This window comes from Phycicoccus sp. Root101, from assembly GCF_001426245.1.
Lineage (GTDB): Bacteria > Actinomycetota > Actinomycetes > Actinomycetales > Dermatophilaceae > Pedococcus.
Map to the genome: position 1 here is coordinate 1 of NZ_LMCM01000001.1, position 19,119 is coordinate 19,119.

17 protein-coding genes are annotated in these 19,119 nt (G+C 70.2%); 7 read left to right on the forward strand and 10 right to left on the reverse strand.

Annotated features, from left to right (window positions below):
- Nucleotides 1–160: 160 nt before the first annotated feature.
- From ASC58_RS00005 to ASC58_RS00020, 3 genes are all read right to left on the reverse strand, one after another.
- Complete coding sequence (locus tag ASC58_RS00005; RefSeq protein WP_369796170.1) at nucleotides 161–667, reverse strand: histidine kinase dimerization/phospho-acceptor domain-containing protein; 507 nt, start codon at nucleotides 665–667, stop codon at nucleotides 161–163.
- Between the two features lie 807 nt (nucleotides 668–1,474).
- Complete coding sequence (locus tag ASC58_RS20375) at nucleotides 1,475–1,903, reverse strand: nuclear transport factor 2 family protein (protein WP_162246801.1); 429 nt, start codon at nucleotides 1,901–1,903, stop codon at nucleotides 1,475–1,477.
- 184 nt (nucleotides 1,904–2,087) lie between these two features.
- Entirely contained in the window at nucleotides 2,088–2,870 is a 783-nt protein-coding gene (locus ASC58_RS00020) for an alpha/beta fold hydrolase (RefSeq protein WP_056918012.1), read from the reverse strand.
- A gap of 211 nt (nucleotides 2,871–3,081) precedes the next feature.
- Between ASC58_RS00020 and cysM the strand changes: the two genes are divergently transcribed.
- Entirely contained in the window at nucleotides 3,082–3,969 is an 888-nt protein-coding gene (cysM, locus tag ASC58_RS00025) for a cysteine synthase CysM (protein WP_056918013.1), read from the forward strand.
- A gap of 91 nt (nucleotides 3,970–4,060) precedes the next feature.
- Here cysM and ASC58_RS00030 read toward each other — a convergent pair whose 3' ends face one another.
- Entirely contained in the window at nucleotides 4,061–4,426 is a 366-nt protein-coding gene (locus ASC58_RS00030) for a hypothetical protein (RefSeq protein ID WP_056918014.1), read from the reverse strand.
- A 271-nt stretch (nucleotides 4,427–4,697) separates the two neighbouring features.
- Between ASC58_RS00030 and ASC58_RS00035 the strand changes: the two genes are divergently transcribed.
- Both ASC58_RS00035 and ASC58_RS00040 read left to right on the forward strand, forming a co-directional pair.
- Nucleotides 4,698–5,318, forward strand: coding sequence for a hypothetical protein (locus tag ASC58_RS00035; protein ID WP_157598312.1), 621 nt, complete (start codon nucleotides 4,698–4,700; stop codon nucleotides 5,316–5,318).
- Nucleotides 5,319–5,565: 247 nt separating this feature from the next.
- A complete protein-coding gene (locus tag ASC58_RS00040) occupies nucleotides 5,566–6,735 on the forward strand; it encodes a low temperature requirement protein A (protein ID WP_056918016.1) in 1,170 nt (389 codons plus the stop codon).
- Between the two features lie 287 nt (nucleotides 6,736–7,022).
- Here the strand turns inward: ASC58_RS00040 and ASC58_RS00045 are convergent, their stop codons facing one another.
- Together ASC58_RS00045 and ASC58_RS00050 are read right to left on the reverse strand one after the other, a co-directional pair.
- Nucleotides 7,023–7,418 (reverse strand): hypothetical protein, encoded by a 396-nt coding sequence (locus ASC58_RS00045; RefSeq protein WP_235529028.1) that lies wholly within the window; start codon nucleotides 7,416–7,418, stop codon nucleotides 7,023–7,025.
- A 203-nt stretch (nucleotides 7,419–7,621) separates the two neighbouring features.
- Nucleotides 7,622–8,860 carry a helix-turn-helix domain-containing protein gene (locus ASC58_RS00050; protein WP_056918017.1) on the reverse strand — a complete coding sequence of 413 codons (1,239 nt, stop codon included), beginning with the start codon at nucleotides 8,858–8,860 and terminating at the stop codon, nucleotides 7,622–7,624.
- Nucleotides 8,861–8,994: 134 nt separating this feature from the next.
- Here ASC58_RS00050 and ASC58_RS00055 point away from each other — a divergent pair, with 134 nt between their 5' ends.
- Entirely contained in the window at nucleotides 8,995–10,785 is a 1,791-nt protein-coding gene (locus ASC58_RS00055; RefSeq protein ID WP_056918018.1) for an NAD(P)/FAD-dependent oxidoreductase, read from the forward strand.
- A gap of 107 nt (nucleotides 10,786–10,892) precedes the next feature.
- Here ASC58_RS00055 and ASC58_RS00060 read toward each other — a convergent pair whose 3' ends face one another.
- Entirely contained in the window at nucleotides 10,893–11,852 is a 960-nt protein-coding gene (locus ASC58_RS00060) for an SDR family NAD(P)-dependent oxidoreductase (protein WP_056918019.1), read from the reverse strand.
- Between the two features lie 61 nt (nucleotides 11,853–11,913).
- Here ASC58_RS00060 and ASC58_RS00065 point away from each other — a divergent pair, with 61 nt between their 5' ends.
- The 3 genes from ASC58_RS00065 (at nucleotide 11,914) to ASC58_RS00075 (ending at nucleotide 14,348) form a co-directional block, all read left to right on the forward strand.
- Nucleotides 11,914–12,258 carry a nucleoside triphosphate pyrophosphohydrolase gene (locus ASC58_RS00065; RefSeq protein WP_056918020.1) on the forward strand — a complete coding sequence of 115 codons (345 nt, stop codon included), beginning with the start codon at nucleotides 11,914–11,916 and terminating at the stop codon, nucleotides 12,256–12,258.
- A gap of 25 nt (nucleotides 12,259–12,283) precedes the next feature.
- Entirely contained in the window at nucleotides 12,284–12,847 is a 564-nt protein-coding gene (locus ASC58_RS00070) for a DinB family protein (protein ID WP_056918021.1), read from the forward strand.
- A gap of 115 nt (nucleotides 12,848–12,962) precedes the next feature.
- On the forward strand, nucleotides 12,963–14,348 hold the full coding sequence (locus ASC58_RS00075; protein ID WP_056918022.1) for an HNH endonuclease signature motif containing protein: 1,386 nt from the start codon (nucleotides 12,963–12,965) through the stop codon (nucleotides 14,346–14,348).
- A gap of 123 nt (nucleotides 14,349–14,471) precedes the next feature.
- On the opposite strand, the gene acnA is transcribed toward ASC58_RS00075, so the two are convergent.
- The 3 genes from acnA to ASC58_RS00090 form a co-directional block, all read right to left on the reverse strand.
- On the reverse strand, nucleotides 14,472–17,264 hold the full coding sequence (acnA, locus tag ASC58_RS00080; RefSeq protein WP_056918023.1) for an aconitate hydratase AcnA: 2,793 nt from the start codon (nucleotides 17,262–17,264) through the stop codon (nucleotides 14,472–14,474).
- 104 nt (nucleotides 17,265–17,368) lie between these two features.
- Nucleotides 17,369–17,899 carry a thioesterase family protein gene (locus ASC58_RS00085; RefSeq protein WP_056918024.1) on the reverse strand — a complete coding sequence of 177 codons (531 nt, stop codon included), beginning with the start codon at nucleotides 17,897–17,899 and terminating at the stop codon, nucleotides 17,369–17,371.
- Between the two features lie 81 nt (nucleotides 17,900–17,980).
- On the reverse strand, nucleotides 17,981–19,096 hold the full coding sequence (locus tag ASC58_RS00090) for an MFS transporter (protein WP_056918025.1): 1,116 nt from the start codon (nucleotides 19,094–19,096) through the stop codon (nucleotides 17,981–17,983).
- Nucleotides 19,097–19,119: the final 23 nt, after the last annotated feature.

Sequence of the window (19,119 nt, forward strand, 5' to 3'; positions counted from 1 at the left end):
GGGGGGCCTTGACGTACCCGCGACACGGCCGGTGGGGAGCCATCATTTCTGGGGGGCCTTGACGTACCCGCGACACGGCCGGTGGGGAGCCATCATTTCTCTCGATGACGAGCCATGTCCGTCGGGTCTCGCCTGAGTGTCGATGGCGCGGGTGTCGGGACTACGGGTGCACCTTTCGATCCACGTACTCGGCGAAGTCGACTGCTTCGCCCTCGCCCTCAGATGGGTAGGCGAGGTCGATCCATTCGGAGATCGAGGTCACCACGTCTTTGAGGTGGTGACCCGCCCGCCACACCGCCTCAAGGGAACGAGCGGCTCCCGGGGGGAATTCGTCCTGCTGGTCGATCAGCAACTCGGCGTGACCCAGGATCGTGGTCAGTGGTGTCCGAAGGTTGTGGTTCACGGTCTCGGCCATGGACCGGTTCAGCTCTCCGCGGGCGGCCGCCACCAGGCTGGTGACGTCGGTGATGACCGCCCAAGCGCCCTGCTGCTCGCCGTCGAGCCCCACTATCGGCGTGGCGTTGACCCGAAGGTGACGGACCGGCTGCCCCGGAGCCCTCACCGTGACGGTGGCGTCTTCGACCACCTCTCCTCTCGAGGCCCGCACGATCGGCACCTCATGCGGTTGGAGGACCCGGTCACCGCCCTCGGTGTAGAGGTGGAACACCTCCGCCAACGACTCGGCCCGCACGGCTGCGAACGGCTGATGCAGCAGGTGCTCGAGGCCCGGACTCAGCATCGACAACCATCCGGACCCGCCGAGGACTGCGACAGCAAGCCCGGAGCGGCACATCAGCGCCTGAAGAGCGGCTGGGTCGACCGGTTGGGCTGAGGCAGGAAGGCTGTCCTGGGTCGACCTCATGGTGCGTTCTGCCTCCGTTGTGGTTCGGGCTCCTCACCGAGCGAGCGCCCCGGGCCCCCGGGTCTGAGGACCGACGCTCCAGCGGTCCTTGCGGTTTGGAGCGCCCACGAAGGGGCGTCCCCTCACCGTGCCGGTGGCGCCGTGCTCATTTCGACCGGTTTGGCGGGGCATTTCTCGACCTCCTAGCCGAAGCATGGCCGCCTCCCCGACGAATGCGACCCAGTCGGCCAGAGAGCTTCGCAGTCTGGATACAAACGTGCGCTGAGCGGTCACCAGGACGCCCAGGTCGCCATGACCCGGCGCAGCTGCCCCAGTTCAGGTGTTGGAGCATTAGCCATCAGGCTAACGACGCAGTCGGTGCCCGACCGGGCGACCGATCGGGCACCGACTGCCGCGCTGAGTCAGGAGCGGGTGCTCTTGATGGCGTTGAGGATGAGGTTCGTGACGACCACCGGGTGGCTGATCATCGCGACGTGCGAGCTTCTGATCTCGACGGTGTGCGCCCTTGCCCTGGCGGCCATCGCGCGCTCGGCCTCAGGCGGGATGGCGCACCGCACGATCGCGGCAGTCGCTGCCCTACCGAGCTGAATCGCCTTGCAGGTGGATTCCGGCTCAGTCCTGCAGTTGAGGGCGGTGGCCCGACTGGGCCTGCACCGAGTCGTTGATGTCGGCTCCACCCTGCTCGACGAGCTCCGCGAAGAGCCGCCCACGCACGACGAGACCTTCCCGCACCGTGAACTGAGTGATCGCGCGCAGGTCGAACGGCTCACCCTGCTCGGTCGTGCCCCACCAGTGCCACTCACTCCACACGACATCGCCGTCCTGCACCGAAGCCGGAACCTCGGCGCGCAGATCCGGCACCCCAGTGAGAATCGGGCCCCAGTTCGCCTTCATCTGCGCCCGTCCGCCGAAGCCTCGGGCCGGATGAAAGGGCTGCTCGCTCTGGTAGTCCTCATGGATCAGTGCCGCCATGCCCTCGAGGTCGTGGGCGTTGGTCCGCTCGACCATCTGCCGGATGACCTCCATACCGGTTGCTGCCACGTCCCTCTCCTCAGCCTTCGCCCGCCCTGACAAGCGTCGCACGGCCGACCCAGCCAAACCACACCCCAGCGCACGGAGTTGACCGATGCGACGACTGGTGGCGCGGTGCCACAGTCGCAGCGTTGCCCGCCGCGCCATCCGCCCACGCCAACGGATGTCGCGTGGCTGGGGAGAGCAACCGCTCTCAGCTGGTGCTGTCGAGAATGAGTTGTACCGCTTCGTGCGGTGCATCCCATTGCGGAAAGTGACCGCACCGCTCGAACCAGTGCAGCACCGCGTCGGGAAACAGCTCCGTGGCGCGTGCGGCTTGTCTCGGCACGGTCACCAAGTCACGGCGCCCCCACCCGATCGTGACCCGGCCGGGCACTGTGCCAGCCGGGGCGCCCCGTTGCTTGGGCCCCTTCGTCAGGGCGTCCATGGCCGCTGCGGTCGCCGGGGAGTCGGCCAGGCCGCGCACGTCTGGCAGCACCGTGTCGCGCGAGAGCGCCCAGGGCCGCGCCGACAGCTGCGCCAGCAGCACGGTCCTGGCGACCGGGTTGCCGAGCAGTGACGGCAGCACGCCCCGCAGCGCCCTGACCAGAGCGATCGACGGCCGCAGGGTGGCACCGAAGGCCACCAGCTCGCGGTCGCTCCAGAAGCCGCCCGGGTCCAACGCCACGGTGTCGCCGCCGACTCCCCGCCGCGCGAGCTCGAGCACGATGCGGCCCCCCATCGACTGGCCCACGGTGGAGACCCCGTCAAGCCCCTGTTCCCGGGTGAACTCCGCGACGGAGTCGGTCAAGGTCGCGATCGATACCTCACCGGTCAGCGGAGGTGTCTCACCGAACCCCGGAAGGTCGACGGCGATGACCTCACGGTGCTCGGCTAGGTCGTCGATGATCGGAGCCCAGGACTGCCACCCTGCTCCCAGACCGTGCACGAGTAGCAACGGACTTCCGCTTCCGCGTCGAACATGGTTTAGCGTCACCCCGCGACGCTATCCCAAGCGGATCCGGCGGGTTTGGCCACCACAAGCCGATCGTCCGAAGGGAAGGAAGAATCCGCCGATGGTTTCACGGCATCCGCGGCGGAAAGACGCAGGTTCACCTCGAGCCGGGGTCGAGCAGTTGGCTTGCGGCTCTTCGGCTCTGCGCCGCCGTAGACTCCGGCGCGTGAGCAACCCTCCGGCGTACCCCACGATGGAGGACGTCATCGGCGACACCCCGCTCGTGCGTCTGCAGCGTCTGCCCGGACCGGAGAACGAACGTCGCGGCAATGTGCTGCTCGCCAAGCTCGAGGGGAACAACCCGGCCGGCTCGGTGAAGGACCGGCCAGCGATCGCCATGATCCGGGGCGCTGAGTTGCGAGGGGATATCTCCCCCGGCGACACCCTGCTGGAAGCCACCTCGGGCAACACCGGGATCGCCTTGGCGATGGCGGCGGCGATCAGCGGCTACCCCTTGGTCATCGTCATGCCCGAGGACGCCTCCACCGAGCGGATCCAGACGATGAAGGCGTACGGAGCCGACCTTGTCCTCACCCCGGCAGATGGCGGCATGGAAGAGGCTCGCGATGTCGTGACGCGGATGGAACGGGATGGTCGCGGCCGGGTCCTGGACCAGTTCGGCAACCCGGACAACCCCCGTTCCCACGAGGACGGGACGGGCCCGGAGCTCTGGCGTCAGACTGATGGACGGATCACGCACTTCGTGTCCGCGATGGGCACCACCGGCACGATCACCGGGGTCTCGCGGTTCCTGAAGTCTCGCAACCCCGACGTCCAGATCGTTGGGGCACAGCCCGCAGAGGGCTCCAAGATTCCCGGGATCCGCGCCTGGCCCCCGGAGTACGTGCCGAAGATCTTCGACCCGTCGGCGGTGGACCGGACCATGGAGGTCACCCAGACCGACGCCGAGGAGACGGCCCGCCGGCTGGCCCGCGAGGAGGGCATCTTCGGCGGTGTCTCCGCGGCCGGCGCCTGCTGGACCGCCCTGCAGGTCGCCCAAGAGGTCGAGGGGGCGACGATCATCTTCGTGGTCTGCGACCGCGGCGACCGGTACCTCTCCAGCGGCGTGTTCCCCGCCTGAGATCTGGCGCACCGGGCGATCTGGCGCCTTGCCCAGCGCTACGTTCATTGGCTCTTCCTGCGGGAGGATCCCCGCGGTTCCCACTGCGGGGTCAGTGAGACGAGCGGAGGCTCTGGGGGTGACCTTGGGAAGTCCGCAATAGGTACACGCTAAGCGCGACGACGAACAGGATCAGGGACACGGGACCGGCTATCGCGAGAACCCAACCCCTGAGCACAATTTCGATTGCCCGCAGCGTGCAGAGTGCTGCGACGCCGAGCGCGGTCCGTCGCAGCCAGGACGGGCCGAGAAGCCCGCGAGCGCACGCCGCAGCGAAGAAGGCAATGGTCAGAAACAGCACCACGTCGACCATGTCGGAGAGCAGTGCCAACGTGTCGATCAGGGCTGCGGACGCGCTCGAGGCGGCCACGCACAACCACAGCGGTGGGACGGCCGTCAGGACGGCGGCAGTTGCCATCGTCAAACCGGCAGCCCTGAGCTGGCGACCAACGCCGACCAGTGTGGATCGCGCCAGGAATGGACGCCCGGTCGCGGCCAGCCGGGCATCAGGTACGGCGCTCCACTGTCCAACTCCAGTCAGAGGGCAGCGGCAAGTTGGAGAGTCGCGCCCGGGCACGACCGGCACGGCTCCGGTCATCCCCCGTACCGGGGATGACAGGCGGGCCGCCCGACCGGCACGCTGAAGTCTCCCCCCCGGCCAGCGGTCGGGATCGTCACCGGGAGTCGAGATGCATGTGCGATCCACCCTGATCACGGCCGACCCCGCACGGCTCGAGGATGCCGTCCATTTCATCGAGACCGACGCACGCAAGATCGTCGAGGACCTGGCCGGCAATCTCGGCATGTCGCTGAAGGTGAACCGTGCGCTCGGAGTCGCGGTGGTGAACAGCTTCTGGGTGTCAGCCGACGCGATGCGGGAGAGTGACAAGCATGTGCGTTCGACCCGGGAGACCGCTGTCCACCGCGCGAGCGGCACGGTCTCCGCTGAGACCTACCGGGTTGCGAGCGTGGTGCGGGTGGCCCCTTGGGTGTCGGGGGCCGCGGTCCGGGTGACCCGAGCTGACGCGGACCCATCCCGGCTCGACTCGGTGGTCGCCGCCTACGAAGACACCGCCGTCCCGTGGCTCACCGAGACTGCGGGCTTCTGCGGAGCGCTCTTCGTCGCGCAGCAGCGCACGGGCCGCACCGTCAGCGAGACGATATGGAGCGACGAGGCCGCGCTGGCCGAGAGCCGGAGCGTGGCGGCTGCCATCAGGGTCGACACCGCAGCCGCCGCCGACCTGGCCGTACGAGGGCTCGAGGAGTACTCCCTCCTGTTCGGCACGGTGCGGCCCGCCCCCGCCGAGTGACCCTTATCTCCCGGGCGCCTACTCGACGGGCCCCCGGTCCCCTGATCGAAGGGGTTCGTCGAGCGCGTGCAACGTTGTGGTGCCCGAGCTGCAGGAGGCGGCATGTCGGCAGCGATGCTTGGCGATTGCGACGTCCAGCTCGGCCACGCCCCGACAAGGACGCTTTCGACCTGGGCCGACCTGGAGTAGCCCGGCTCACCGGGTGCGCAACGAAGCTGGTGCTGTCCGATCCGTCAGGGGATTGCCAATGGACGTAAATGCCGAGCCGGGCATCGACCAGGACGACCGGACCACAGACACCCTCGAGTTGTTCTTCGACCTGGTCTTCGTGTTTGCGATGTCCGAGGTGACCCAGTTGATGCTCGCCGAGGGCTCGTGGCTTGGACTCGGACGAGGCGCGTTGGCGCTGACTGCGGTGTGGTGGGCCTGGGTCTGCTACGCGTGGTTGACCAACACCACCGCAGATGCCGGAGTGGCGGCACGGATTCTGACCCTTGCCGCGATGGCAGCGATGCTGGTCGCGGCCACCGCGCTGCCAGATGCGTTCGGTTCTCGGGCCCTGCTGTTTGCAGTCGCCTACTTGTGTGTGCGGCTCGTGCATCTGGTGCTTCTGCTTCTTGATACGGGGCAAAACCGCGAGCAGCGTTCAGCCGCCATGCGTTTGCTGCCCACCCTGCTGGCCGGCGCCTGCCTTCTCGTGATCGCAGCGTTCCTCGACACCCCCTACCGTGAGTGGGCGTGGGTCCTCGCGGCGCTCATCGACCTAGGCGGCCCGCTGGTGCTCGGGGTCGGAGGACTTCGCGTACTACCGCGCTACTTCGTCGACCGGCACGGATCGATCATCATCATCGCCCTCGGCGAGACCATCCTCCAGGTCGGGACAGGAGCCCACCCACACCTCAGCGACGCTGGTGTGATCACAGCGGTCGTCCTGGCGTTGCTCATCGCTGGCCAACTCTGGTGGTCCTACTTCGGCCTCACCGACGCAGCCCAAGCACGACTCGTGTCCACTCCCGGACTAGCGCAGACCCGGCTGGCCCGCGACGCCTACAGCTACCTACACCTGCTCATCGTGGCCGGAATCGTGTTCTTCGCGCTGGGACTCCATCGGGCAATTGACAAGGTCTTCGATCCGCTCCCGCTGCTCCACGCCGTCGCCCTGACCGGGGGAGTTGCCCTTGCCTACGTAGGCGACGTCGCCTACCGCTGGCGCGACCACCACCGGCTAGCCGCAGATCGACTCATCGCCGCCGCAGCTTCGGGTGCCATCGTTGCTCCCGCCCTCTTCGCACCAGCCGTATTGACTCTTGCCGCATTGGTCGCCATCGGTGCGGTGCGCATCGTGTGGGAGGCGCGAGACCGCCTCGCTGCCACAGCCGAGCCCCAATCGAGTGAATACATGCCGCCACCGATCTAGTCGAGACCCGTGCGGTTGCAGAACGCCGACCGACTCAGGCGCGGGCGGGGGCACACCCTCTGGCGCGTTTTCGTAGGGCCGGACCGGTGCGGGCTTCCAGCAGGTCCCTCTGGCAGCAACGTGCAGCTCGGCAACCACGATCGATGGACTCGCGAAGAACCGCTGCAATACGCGCCCGCCGGGCCTGTCGAGCCTATGGGGCGAGCCGACGCGGCGGGATGGGGCAGGTTCTCGAGGGAGTGCGCTTGTTCAGGCGTGATGCAGGCCGAACCGAGCACGCGGCTTGCTCACAACCGAGGGACGTAGCGCTTGCCCTGGAGGGCGTCGTACACGAGCCCTGCGCTGCGGCGGGCCGCCAACAGCCGTACCCCTTCCGCCTCCAGGTCCGCGAGCACCTGGGTCAACCCCTCGCTGGTGAGGTGGTCGCCGAGCTCGACGCGCACCTCGCGGTACGCCTGTCTCATCGCCACCAGCTGGGCGTCGATGTGCCGCGTCGCCACCCAGGCGAGGGCCACCGGCTGGCGGCGCCACCCCGCATACGAGCGGTAGTCCGACGGGCAGTGGTCGAGCAGCCACGAGACGGCCGGCACCTGCCACCCGGGGCTCTCCGGCGGCGGCACGAGTGGCGGCCAGCCCGGCGGGACCGCCCCGAGGACCTCAGCCCGGCGGGCGCGGCTCGGCACGACCAGCTCCGGGCGGCGTGGCGGACGACCGGGTGTGGGAGTCGCCGCGTTCGAACATGTGTTCGAGTCTAGGTCATGCCGGGCTGTGCCGACAGCTACTCGCGACCGTTCGTGGCTCCGCGCCACGGATGGTGCTCAGCGAGGGTGACCCACGACCATTCCTGGGTCCGAGGCCATGAAGGGTGGCGCGGACGAGCCCTACCTCAGCGCAACGTCGCGTCGAGCCGGGCCAGCCGCGCGGCATACAGGGAGCTGGCGAGGCTGCCCACGGGCAGCACCGCGAGCAGGGCCTCGAGGGCGGCCACGTCGTCCGCTCCCCCACCGTCCACCCACCGTGCCAGCAGCCCCGCGTCCCCCGACCGCAGCACCGCCCCGCGCAGCGTCTCGTGCAGCTCGGCCCGCAGGAGGGCCACCTCCAGCGAGCCGGAGCCGGGGCGCAGCGGCCCGGCATACCGCTCCAGGGCGCGGGTCAGGTCACCGGCGGCCAGCGCCCGGCGCACGCTCCACACGTCGACGGACACCCCGTCACCGCCGAGGCGGTAGGGCGAGCCCTCCAGCCGCGGGCCGAGCACCTCGCGCAGGCGGTGCACCTCGGCGCGGACCGACGAGGGCACCCCGCGGTCGCCGTACAGCGCACCGGCGAGCTCGTCGGCGCTCCAGCCCGGCTCGCGCGACGTCAGCAGGGCGAGGATGTCGGCGCGGCGCGGGGTCAGCTCGTGCACCACCCCGCCAACGCGCACCGTGGGCCGGGCGCCGAGCAGGTTCACCCCGATCTGGGCCACGGCCCGCAGCGCCGGCTGGGACTGCGCCCGTCGCCGGAGCGCGTCGCCGCGCATCATCTCCTCGATCAGTCGGGCCGCGGTGCGCACCAACGCCCCTGCGGCGACGGGCTCGAGCCCGACCGGCGCCGACACGTCGAGCACGGCGACCATGTCACCGGTGCCGGGGTCGGTGATCGGGGCAGCCGAGCAGAGCCAGCCGTGGTGGGAGTGCACGAGGTGCTGCCCACCGACGAGGTCCACCGCCGAACCCGTCACGAGGCTCTGGCTGATCGCGTTGGTGCCGATCCCGCCCTCCGACCAGTTCGCCCCCTCGACGAACTCGATCGACTCCGCCACCCGCAGCGCTGCCGCCGAACCGATCCGCCACAGCACCTCCCCCGAGACGTCGGTGACCACGACGAGGTGGTCGTCGCTGATCGAGGAGTCCCCGAGCAGGCCCGTGACGACGGGGATGTATGGCGCGAGCGGGTGCTCGGCACGCAGCCGCACCGTGTCGTCGACCTCGTGGAACCGGCGGGGGCGTTGGCGTTCGGGGTCGATGCCCTGCGCCACCGCCCGCCGCCACGAGGCGGCGATCTGGTCGCTGACGCGCGCGTCGTCCTCCCCCGCGAGGACCCGGTCGTGCGCCTCGCGGAGCCCCGCGACGCTGCGTCGGCCCATGGCTGCACTCTCGCACGCACACGCCGGTTTCGGGAGTCCCGCGCGTCCCCCTCACCGGCTCACCAGGGCTCCGTGCAACGCCGGTGCAACGCCCCGTGTCGTGGACTGGCCTCCCCGGATGCAAAGGAGCAACCATGGGCACCTCCCCCAGCGACGTCGCCGAGGCGTGGCTCACGTCGTTCGACCAGGCCCTGCAGTCCCAGGACGTCGGCGGCGTGACGGACCTGTTCGCGGACGAGTGCTACTGGCGCGACCTCGTGGCCTTCACCTGGAACATCAGGACCATGGAGGGCCGGGAGCAGATCGCCGACATGCTCACGGCGACGCTCGGCCGCGTGCAACCCAAGGGCTGGGCGCTCGCCGAGCCGGCGACCGAGGCCGACGGGACCGTCGAGGCGTGGATCGACTTCGAGACGGCCGACGCCCGGGGCCACGGCCACCTGCGCCTCGTGGACGGCAAGGCGTTCACGCTGCTCACGACGATGACCGAGCTCAAGGGGTTCGAGGAGCCGAGTGGTCCGCGGCGGGTCAAGGGCGTCGAGCACGAGATCCACCAGGGTCGGCAGAGCTGGCTGGAGAAGAAGACCGCCGACGAAGCCGCCCTCGGCGACACGGAGCAGCCGTACGTCGTGGTGGTCGGCGGCGGCCAGGGCGGCATCGGTCTCGGCGCCCGCCTCAAGCGGCACGGCATACCGACCGTGATCCTGGAGAAGAACGACCGCCCGGGTGACTCGTGGCGCAAGCGGTACAAGTCGCTGCACCTGCACGACCCGGTCTGGTACGACCACCTCCCCTACCTCAAGTTCCCCGACCACTGGCCGGTCTTCGCCGCCAAGGACAAGATCGGCGACTGGCTCGAGCACTACACCGCGCTCATGGAGCTGAACTACTGGACGAGGTCGGAATGCCTTGGGGCGCAATGGGATGAGGCTGCCGGCGAGTGGGAGGTCAAGGTCAACCGTGACGGCAAGGACGTCACGCTGCGGCCGAAGCACCTCGTCATCGCGCTCGGCGTGAGCGGGTACCCGTTCATCCCCGCCTTCCCCGGCGCGGACACCTTCCGCGGCGAGCAGCACCACTCCTCCCAGCACCCCGGTGGCGACGCGTATGCCGGCAAGGACGTCGTCGTCATCGGTTCCAACAACAGCGCGCACGACATCTGTGCCTCCCTCTGGGAGGTCGGCGCGAGGCCGACGATGGTGCAGCGGTCGAGCACCCACATCGTGCGCAGCGAGTCGCTCATGGACCTCGCCCTGGGCGACCTCTACTCCGAGCGCGCCTTGGCCAACGGCGTGACGACGGAGAAGGCTGACCTGGTCTTCGCCTCACTCCCCTACCGGATCATGCCCGGCATCCTGAAGCCGGCGTACGACGAGATGCAGGTGCGCGACAAGGACTACTACGACGCGTTGCGCGAGGCCGGGTTCGACCTCGACTTCGGCGTCGACGGGTCCGGGCTCTTCATGAAGTACCTGCGACGGGGCTCCGGCTACTACATCGACGTCGGCGCCTCCCAGCTCGTCATCGACGGCCGGATTCCCGTGGTCAACGGCCAGGTCGACCACCTCACGGAGAGCTCGGTCGTCCTCGCCGACGGCACCGAGCTCCCGGCGGACGTGGTCGTCTACGCCACCGGCTACCAGTCGATGAACGGCTGGCTCGAGACGCTCATCTCCCCCGAGGTCGCCGACCGCGTCGGCAAGGTGTGGGGCTTCGGCTCCGACACCCCCAAGGACCCGGGCCCGTGGGAGGGCGAGCTGCGCAACATGTGGAAGCCGACCAACGTCGACCACCTGTGGATCCACGGCGGCAACCTGCACCAGTCACGCCACTACAGCCAGTTCCTCGCCCTCCAGCTCCGGGCGCGGTACGAAGGTCTCGAGACCCCCGTCTACGGGCTGCAGGAGTCGCACCACCCGCGCTGACGCGCGATGATTCTGCCAACAGCAGGGCTGGCCACGGCGCGCGCGGCCAGCCCTGCTGCATACCCGGACGGGAGCCCACCCGTATGGCGCGTGGCCGGGCCCCGCGCTCAGGCCAGGTTCTCGCCGGTGGCTCCGACGACGAACTCCCAGAACCGTTGGCGCTGTGGGGCGGTCTCCACCCCGACCGGTGCGTAGTGGGTGGGCCGACGGCTGCGGTCGTGCCAGAAGCCACCAGTGCCGATCGGGTCGTCGGTCGCGACGAGCCAGGTGACCGTGTCGGCCCCCTCTGCCGGTGAGCGCAGCAGCGGGCCCATGACCTTGTTGAACCCGGGCAGCGACTCGGTGACGCCCGGGGTGTCGGCCCAGCCCGGGTGCATGCTGTGGACGGACACGCGGCCGCGCAGCCGGTCGGCCCACTGCTCGGTGATGACGAGCTGCATGCGCTTGGTGCGCGCGTAGGCCGTGACCCCGGAGTAGTCGCCCTCGGCGTACTCGAGGTCGTCGACCGCGAGCTTCTGCCCGTAGGCGCCGCCGGAGGACACGACCACGACCCGTCCGCCGCGCAGGCTGTCGGCGAGCAGGGCGGTCATCAGATGCGGGCCCAGCACGTGGGTGGCGAGGGTGAGCTCGTGCCCCTGCGCGGTCGTGCGACGCTCGGGCGGAAGGACGCCGGCGTTGTGCACGAGGGCGTGGAGCTCCGGCACCCGCTTGGTGAAGTCAACGCAGAACTCGCGCACCGCGTCGAGGTCGCTGAGGTCGCAGGGCGCGATCTCCACCCGGGCCGAGGGCTCGGCCGCCACCAGCTCGGCACGAGCCGACTCCAGGCGTTCGGCGTTGCGCCCCAACAGGTGCGCGGTCGCGCCCAGGCCGGCGAGCTGTTGGGCCGCGGCCAGGCCGAGCCCGCCGCTGGCACCCGTCACGAGGACGTGCCGGCCGGCGAGGCAGGCGGGACGCGGGTCCGCGGGCCACCACGAGCGACGGATCCGTGGTCCCAGCCGCGTGTAGCCGAGGACCAGGGACTTGTCCATGGCCCAGTCGAGGGCACGGGCAGCGGGGTTGGGGGGCATGGGATCACGGTACGGGCGACCGGTGGGCAGCAGCGCGTCGGGCAGGACCTAGGGTGTTCCCATGCACGAGAAGCGCCACCGGAAGCTCGTCCGCGACCGGGTCCCCGCCATCATCCGATCGAAGGGCGAGGAGGCGCAGACCACGGTGCTCGCGCCGACCGAGTTCACCCCGGCCCTCCTCGACAAGCTCGTCGAGGAGAGCGTGGAGCTGCGCATGGCGCCGGCCCGCGGGCAGCTCGACGAGCTCGCGGACGTCTGGGAGGTGCTGACCACGGTGGTGACCGAGCTGGGGTTCACCCTCGACGAGGTCGAGCAGGCCGCCTCGTTCAAGCGCATCGTGCGCGGTGGATTCTCCGAGCGGGTGTGGCTCGAGTCGACCTCGGAGGTCCAAGCGGTCAGGAACTGACCGCTTCCCTTCCTACGCTGGTGTCATGACCACGACACCAGAGTCCAGCACCCAGCCGTCCGCCTCCAGCCGTGAGCGCGCCGACCTCGTGCAGGCACTGCGCAGGCACCGCGACTTCCTGCGCTTCGCCGTGCGAGGGATCGACGACGAGCAGGCCCGGCAGCGCACCACGGTCAGCGAGCTCACCCTCGGCGGCCTCGTGAAGCACGTGGCCGACACGGAGGTCCAGTGGGCGACCTTCATGACGGAGGGCGCCGGGACCGCCCCGGACATCGACTGGGAGTCGATCGACTGGAGCAACCCGCCGGCGGAGATCGCCGCCTACGCCGACTCCCACCGACTCAAGGACGACGAGACCCTCGCGGGACAGCTCGCGCGCTACGACGAGATCGCCCGCCACACCGACGAGCTCGTCCAGACCCTGGACCTCGACACGGACCACGAGCTGCCCAAGGCGCCGTGGTTCGAGCCGGGAGCACGCTGGTCCGTGCGCCGCGCCGTCCTGCACCTGCTGGCCGAGACCTCCCAGCACGCCGGCCACGCCGACATCATCCGTGAGTCGCTGGACGGCCAGAAGACGATGGGCTGAGGCCCTGCGCATCGGGGAACAGACCTCGCGCGTCACACGAATGCTGTTGTGCACCAACGGTTTCAGACGTATCTGGCACTGAGGCACTGTCAGTGGTCGCACCTACAGTGAGTTCATGGCAGTTGCACCGCAGGAGTATGCCGGGCAGGGCGGGGACCACCCCGCCCGGCCGGTCCTCGGCGCCCTGTCCTCAGCCCTCGTCGCGTTGACGGACTCCCAGCCGGAACGGCTGTGGGCGCTGTCCGAGGGTGAGGTGGTCGGGGCGGTCCGGGCGCTCGGGGAGCTGTCGGCCACCGTGGACGCGCACCTGGTCGCCGTGCTCGCCGAAGCCAAGGCCCGCGGCCTCGGCACGGGTGATGGCTGGGGGCCGGTGGACTGGGCCCGGTCCCTGGCCCCGCTGCTGCCGCTGCGCACGCTGACCGACGCCGACACCGTGGCCCGAGCCGCTCGGGACCCACGGCTCGGCCCGGTGGTCGAGGCCGCGACCACAGCCGCGACCAGGGAAATCGGTGACCCCGACACGGCGACCGGGGTGCTTCCGGTCGGCAAGGCGGCCCAGCTCGTCCGCTTCCACCGGTCCGTCGCCGGGCTGGCAGATCCCGACCAGCTCGACGAGGCACTCGGCACGCTCCTGGACGGTGCCACCGGTCCTCGTGGCCTGAGCGAGCGCGACCTGGCCATCTGCCTGCGCCGCACGGGTGACCTGCTGCGCCCTGATGGGCTCGTCGAGCGCGACGCCGACACGGTCCGGGCGCATCGCTCCCTCACCAAGGCCCGCGGTCCCGTCGGGCTGTCCCGCTACACCCTGCTGCTCGACGACGAGGGCGCCGCTGTCGTCGACGCGGCCGTCGAGGCCCTTGCCCGGCCCCACCGCGACGAGGACACCGGCGAGCTCGACCACCGGACTCCTGCCGCGCGACGCGCCGATGCCCTGGTCGACCTGGTGACCCGCGCCGTGTCGGCCCCTGACGGGCTGCCGCGCCAGGCCAGGACGACGATGCTCGTCACCGTCCCGCTCGAGGTGCTGCAGCGGCGGGCTCGGGGCGACGGCCTCACCCTCACCGGCGATGTCCTGACCACCGACGCCGTCCGGCGACTGGCGTGCGACGCCGAGGTCGTCCCGGTCGTGCTCGGCAGTCGCGGAGAGGTCCTCGACCAAGGCACCGCCGTGCGGCTGTTCACGACCGCCCAGATCCGCCACCTGTGGGTGCGCGACCGGCACTGCACCTTCCCGGGGTGCAGCAAGCCAGCCCGGTGGACCGACGCGCACCATCTCGTGCACTGGGCCGACGGCGGACGCACCGACATCGACAACGCAGCCCTGCTCTGCCGGGCGCACCACACGGTCGTCCACCGGGAACGGCTGCGTGGCGCCGTGGTCGACACCCGACACGGACCGACCGTCGTCTGGGACCTGGCGCCCGGCTCCTACGACACCCGGCGCACCCCGAGCCCGGGCGCTCGCGCCCAGCAGGGCCCACCGGACCCCGAACGACCCTGATCCCGCCCCATACCCCGCCCCCGGCGGGGCCACAGGCGTGTCCCCAGTGCTTCAGGACGCGAGGGGTATGCCGCGTGGTGACCACGCGGCATACCCATCGGTCGTGTTGCGGGAGAACCGAACTCAGCTGTTGACGAGCGACCTCAGGACGTACTGGAGGATGCCGCCGTTGCGGTAGTAGTCCGCCTCGCCGGGGGTGTCGATGCGGACGACCGCGTCGAACTCGACCGGGTCGGCACCGTCGCGGGTGGCGGTGACCTTGACCGTCTTCGGCGTCGTGCCCTCGTTGAGGGCGGTGATGCCGGAGACCGCGAAGGTCTCGGTGCCGTCGAGGCCGAGTGAGTCGGCGTTCTGCCCGGCCGGGTACTGCAGCGGGATGACACCCATGCCGATGAGGTTCGAGCGGTGGATGCGCTCATACGACTCGGCGATGACGGCCTTCACACCCAGCAGTCGCGTGCCCTTGGCTGCCCAGTCGCGCGACGAGCCCGAGCCGTACTCCTTGCCCGACAGGATGACGAGCGGGACACCGGCCTCCTGGTAGGCGGCCGACGCCTCGAAGATCGTCGTCTGCTCGCCGCCGGACAGGAAGTTCCGGGTGAACCCGCCCTCGACACCGTCGAGCAGCAGGTTCTTCAGGCGGATGTTGGCGAAGGTGCCACGGATCATGACCTCGTGGTTGCCGCGCCGCGAACCGTAGGAGTTGAAGTCCTTGCGCTCGACACCGTGCTCGGCGAGGTACTTGCCGGCGGGGCTGTCTGCCTTGATCGAACCCGCCGGGCTGATGTGGTCGGTCGTGACCGAGTCACCCAGCTTGGCCAGGACGCGCGCTCCCGTGATGTCCTCGACGGGCGTGGTGTCCATGGACATGCCGTCGAAGTACGGGGGCTTGCGGACGTAGGTCGACTCGGCGTCCCAGTCGAAGGTCTTGCCCTCGGGCGTCGGCAGCGACTGCCAGCGCTCGTCACCGGCGAAGACGTCGGCGTAGTCGGAGGTGAACATCTCCTGGTTGATCGAGGAGGCGATGGTCCGCTCGACGTCGTCCGGGGTCGGCCAGATGTCCTTGAGGAAGACCTCGTTGCCCGACGTGTCGGTGCCCAGGGCCTGGGTCTCGAAGTCGAAGTCCATCGTGCCGGCCAGCGCGTACGCGATGACGAGGGGCGGCGACGCCAGGTAGTTCATCTTCACGTCGGGGTTGATGCGCCCCTCGAAGTTGCGGTTGCCCGACAGCACCGACACGACCGCCAGGTCGTTGTCGTTGATGGCCTTGGAGATCTCGTCGCTCAGCGGGCCGGAGTTGCCGATGCAGGTGGTGCAGCCGTAGCCCACGAGGTGGAAGCCCAGCTTCTCGAGGTAGGGCCACATGCCGGCCTTCTCGTAGTAGTCGGTGACGACCTTGGAGCCGGGAGCCATCGAGGTCTTCACCCACGGCGCCACGGCGAGGCCGCGGTCGACGGCGTTCTTGGCCAGCATGGCCGCCGCCATCATCACCGACGGGTTCGAGGTGTTGGTGCACGAGGTGATCGACGCGATGGACACGATGCCGTGGTCGATCTCGAAGGTCGTGCCCTCGGCCGAGGTCACCGAGACCCTGCGGGACGGGCGACCGGCGCCGTCACCCTGGTCGGCCGGCTTGTCGCCACCGTTGGTGCCGTCGGTCGCGCCCTGCGGCGACGGGTCGCTGGCGGGGAAGCTGCTGGCGACACCGGCGTCGCCCTCGTCGTGGGAGACGTAGGTGGGGAGGACCTTGCGGAACGAGGTCTTGGCGTCGGTGAGCGCGATGCGGTCCTGCGGGCGCTTCGGCCCGGCGATGGACGGCACGACGGTGGACAGGTCGAGCTCGAGGTACTCGGAGTAGCGCGCCTCGGGCTGGTCGGGGCCGGCCTTGAGCCACATGCCCTGCTCCTTGGCGTAGGCCTCGACGAGCGCGACCGACTGCTCCGAGCGACCGGTGAGGCGCAGGTACTCCAGCGTCACGTCGTCGATCGGGAAGATCGCGCAGGTGGAGCCGAACTCCGGGCTCATGTTGCCGATGGTGGCGCGGTTGGCCAGCGGCACCTGGGCGACGCCCTCGCCGTAGAACTCGACGAACTTGCCGACCACGCCGTGCTTGCGCAGCTGCTCGGTGATGGTGAGGACCACGTCGGTCGCGGTGGCACCGGACGGGATCGAGCCGGACAGCTTGAAGCCGACGACGCGCGGGATGAGCATCGACACGGGCTGGCCGAGCATGGCCGCCTCGGCCTCGATGCCGCCGACGCCCCAGCCGAGCACGCCGAGGCCGTTGACCATCGTCGTGTGCGAGTCGGTGCCGACGCAGGTGTCGGGGTACGCCACGCCGTCGCGGACCATGACGGTGCGGGCGAGGTGCTCGATGTTGACCTGGTGGACGATGCCGGTGCCCGGGGGCACGACCTTGAAGTCCTCGAACGCGGTCTGGCCCCAGCGCAGGAACTGGTAGCGCTCGCCGTTGCGCTGGTACTCGATCTCGACGTTGCGCTCGAAGGCGTCCTTGCGCCCGAACACGTCGATGATCACGGAGTGGTCGATGACCATCTCGGCGGGGCTGAGCGGGTTGATCTTGGCCGGGTCGCCACCGAGGTCGCTGACCGCCTCGCGCATGGTCGCGAGGTCGACGATGCACGGGACACCGGTGAAGTCCTGCATGAGGACGCGCGCCGGCGTGAACTGGATCTCGGTGTCGGGCTCGGCGTTCGCGTCCCAGCCACCGAGGGCACGGATGTGGTCGGCCGTGATGTTGGCGCCGTCCTCGGTGCGCAGGAGGTTCTCCAGGAGCACCTTCAGGCTGTACGGGAGGGTCTCGCTGCCCTCGACCGTGGACAGTCGGTAGACCTCGTAGGACTGGTCGCCGACCGTGAGTTCACCGTGGGCGTTGAAGCTGTTCGTGCTGGCCACTGCCTGCTCCTTCGATGCTCAGTTGTGTGCGTCGTTGCACTCTGATGTCGATCTCGATTTATCTTGACGTCAAGATATCACGTCGGCCGTGCGTGGTCGCGTGGTCAGGCTGGGACTCGATCCTCGTCCAATGCGCTGCGCAGCGAAAGTGGCAGCTCCCGTTTGGTCCGCTCGGCGAGACCGGCCGCGACGTACGTGATCGTCAGGACGGCGCAGAGCATGCCGTCGGAGGCACGGTGGATATCGTGCCGCAGGGTGAAGCTCGTCGTGCCCACCCGCACCGGTCGCACGACGATGTCCGCCCGGTCCCCCGCCGACAGGCTCGCCAGCCACTCGATGTCGGCGTGCCGCACGAGCGGCAGGGCGTCGGCCGCACGGGCCTGCTCCAACCCGTACCCACGGGAGGCGAGGTAGGCCAGCCGCGCGTCGTCGCACCACGCGAGGTACCACGCGTTGAACACCACCCCGACCTGGTCCACCTCGTAGAAGTGCACCTCCACGTGGTGGGTGAAGGCGGCGGGCTCGCCCCGGGACCCACTCGCAGGTTGGGTCGGGGGCTCGCCCTGAGGCTCGCTCAGGGGTTGGATCTGGGACTCACGCTGGGACTCGGTCTGGGGCTCGGGCGGGATCGACACGACGAGCGAGCCTAGGTCACCGGAACCGACGGCCCGGCACCGCAGGGGCAGGTGTGGCGGCGGGCCTGGTCCCTGCGACCGTCACCGACGGGACGGCACGCAGAGCAGGAGCGCGGCGAGACAGACGGCTGCGGGGAACAGCAGCCCGGCCGGGAACCCGGCCGCCGTGGCGATCGCCCCCACCAGGACCGCACCGACGGCCGTCCCACCGTCGAACCCGACGTTCCAGCCGGCACTGGCCACCGGGATGTGCGCCGGGTCCACCCGGGCGAAGGCGACCACGAGGGTGAGGTTCTGCAGGGCCCCGTAGGCGACGCCGACCAGTGCGGCACCGGGGAGCAGGAGCGCCAGGTCTCCCCCGCTGGCGGCCCCCCAGGCGCAGACGGCAAGCCCAGCCGCCCCGGTGAGGAGCAGCGGCGCGAGGAAGCGCTCGGCGCCATACCGGTCGGAGAGGTGACCGGCGCCCCAGCGGCAGGCGGCCGTCCCCACGCCGAGGACGAGCAGGACGGCAGCCGAGGCGGTGCCCGACCGGACGATCTGGGGCACGAAGGTGAGCAACCCTCCCCCGGCCATGGTCACGGCGAACAGCACGCCGGTGGGGCGGGCGACCGCGACGACACCCGCGCGGTCGAGCCGCGGCGCCTGCTCGGTGACCCGGTCGAGCGGGCCCAGCGCCCGGGCCACGGCGAAGGCGAAGGGCGCGGCCAGGACGGGCAGGCCGCCGAGGGCGAACACCCATCCGAAGCCCCACCGGTCGGCGACGGCGACGGAGGCGGGCAGGAGCACGAGGTTCGGCACGGCCACGGCGAGGCCGTAGGCGCCGATGGCCGCGCCCCGCCGGTGGGCCGGCACGAGGTGGGCGGCGACCGCCGACCCGGTGACCGTGAGGATGCCGAACCCCGCACCCCGGACCGCGGACAGGGCGAGGACGGACCAGAGGGCGTCCGACAGCAGGTAGAGCGGCGAGGCCACCCCCATGAGCACCACGCCGACCGCGATGACCGGGCCGTGCCCGAACCTGCGCAGCAACGCGGGCACGGCGAACTGCGTGAGGACCGTGGCTGCGAGCAGGACACCGTTGACCAGCCCCGATCCGGCCTCGTCGGCGCCGCCGCGGACGGCCCACAGCGGGGCGACGGAGAGCAGGGCGGCGTACCCGCTGAAGCCCAGGACGGACAGCATCCCGAGCGCCGGCATGCCCGGCAACCGCCACACCGACC

Excerpts from the sequence above, each read along its gene's own strand:
- ASC58_RS00040 (WP_056918016.1), top strand. The coding sequence starts at position 5,566 with ATGGACGTAAATGCCGAGCCGGGCATCGACCAGGACGACCGGACCACA.
- ASC58_RS00035 (WP_157598312.1), top strand. The coding sequence starts at position 4,698 with ATGCATGTGCGATCCACCCTGATCACGGCCGACCCCGCACGGCTCGAG.
- ASC58_RS00050 (WP_056918017.1), bottom strand. The coding sequence starts at position 8,860 with ATGGGCCGACGCAGCGTCGCGGGGCTCCGCGAGGCGCACGACCGGGTC.
- cysM (WP_056918013.1), top strand. The coding sequence starts at position 3,082 with ATGGAGGACGTCATCGGCGACACCCCGCTCGTGCGTCTGCAGCGTCTG.
- ASC58_RS00075 (WP_056918022.1), top strand. The coding sequence starts at position 12,963 with ATGGCAGTTGCACCGCAGGAGTATGCCGGGCAGGGCGGGGACCACCCC.
- ASC58_RS00070 (WP_056918021.1), top strand. The coding sequence starts at position 12,284 with ATGACCACGACACCAGAGTCCAGCACCCAGCCGTCCGCCTCCAGCCGT.
- ASC58_RS00090 (WP_056918025.1), bottom strand. The coding sequence starts at position 19,096 with ATGCCGGCGCTCGGGATGCTGTCCGTCCTGGGCTTCAGCGGGTACGCC.
- ASC58_RS00060 (WP_056918019.1), bottom strand. The coding sequence starts at position 11,852 with ATGCCCCCCAACCCCGCTGCCCGTGCCCTCGACTGGGCCATGGACAAG.
- ASC58_RS00055 (WP_056918018.1), top strand. The coding sequence starts at position 8,995 with ATGGGCACCTCCCCCAGCGACGTCGCCGAGGCGTGGCTCACGTCGTTC.
- ASC58_RS00030 (WP_056918014.1), bottom strand. The coding sequence starts at position 4,426 with ATGGCAACTGCCGCCGTCCTGACGGCCGTCCCACCGCTGTGGTTGTGC.
- ASC58_RS00065 (WP_056918020.1), top strand. The coding sequence starts at position 11,914 with ATGCACGAGAAGCGCCACCGGAAGCTCGTCCGCGACCGGGTCCCCGCC.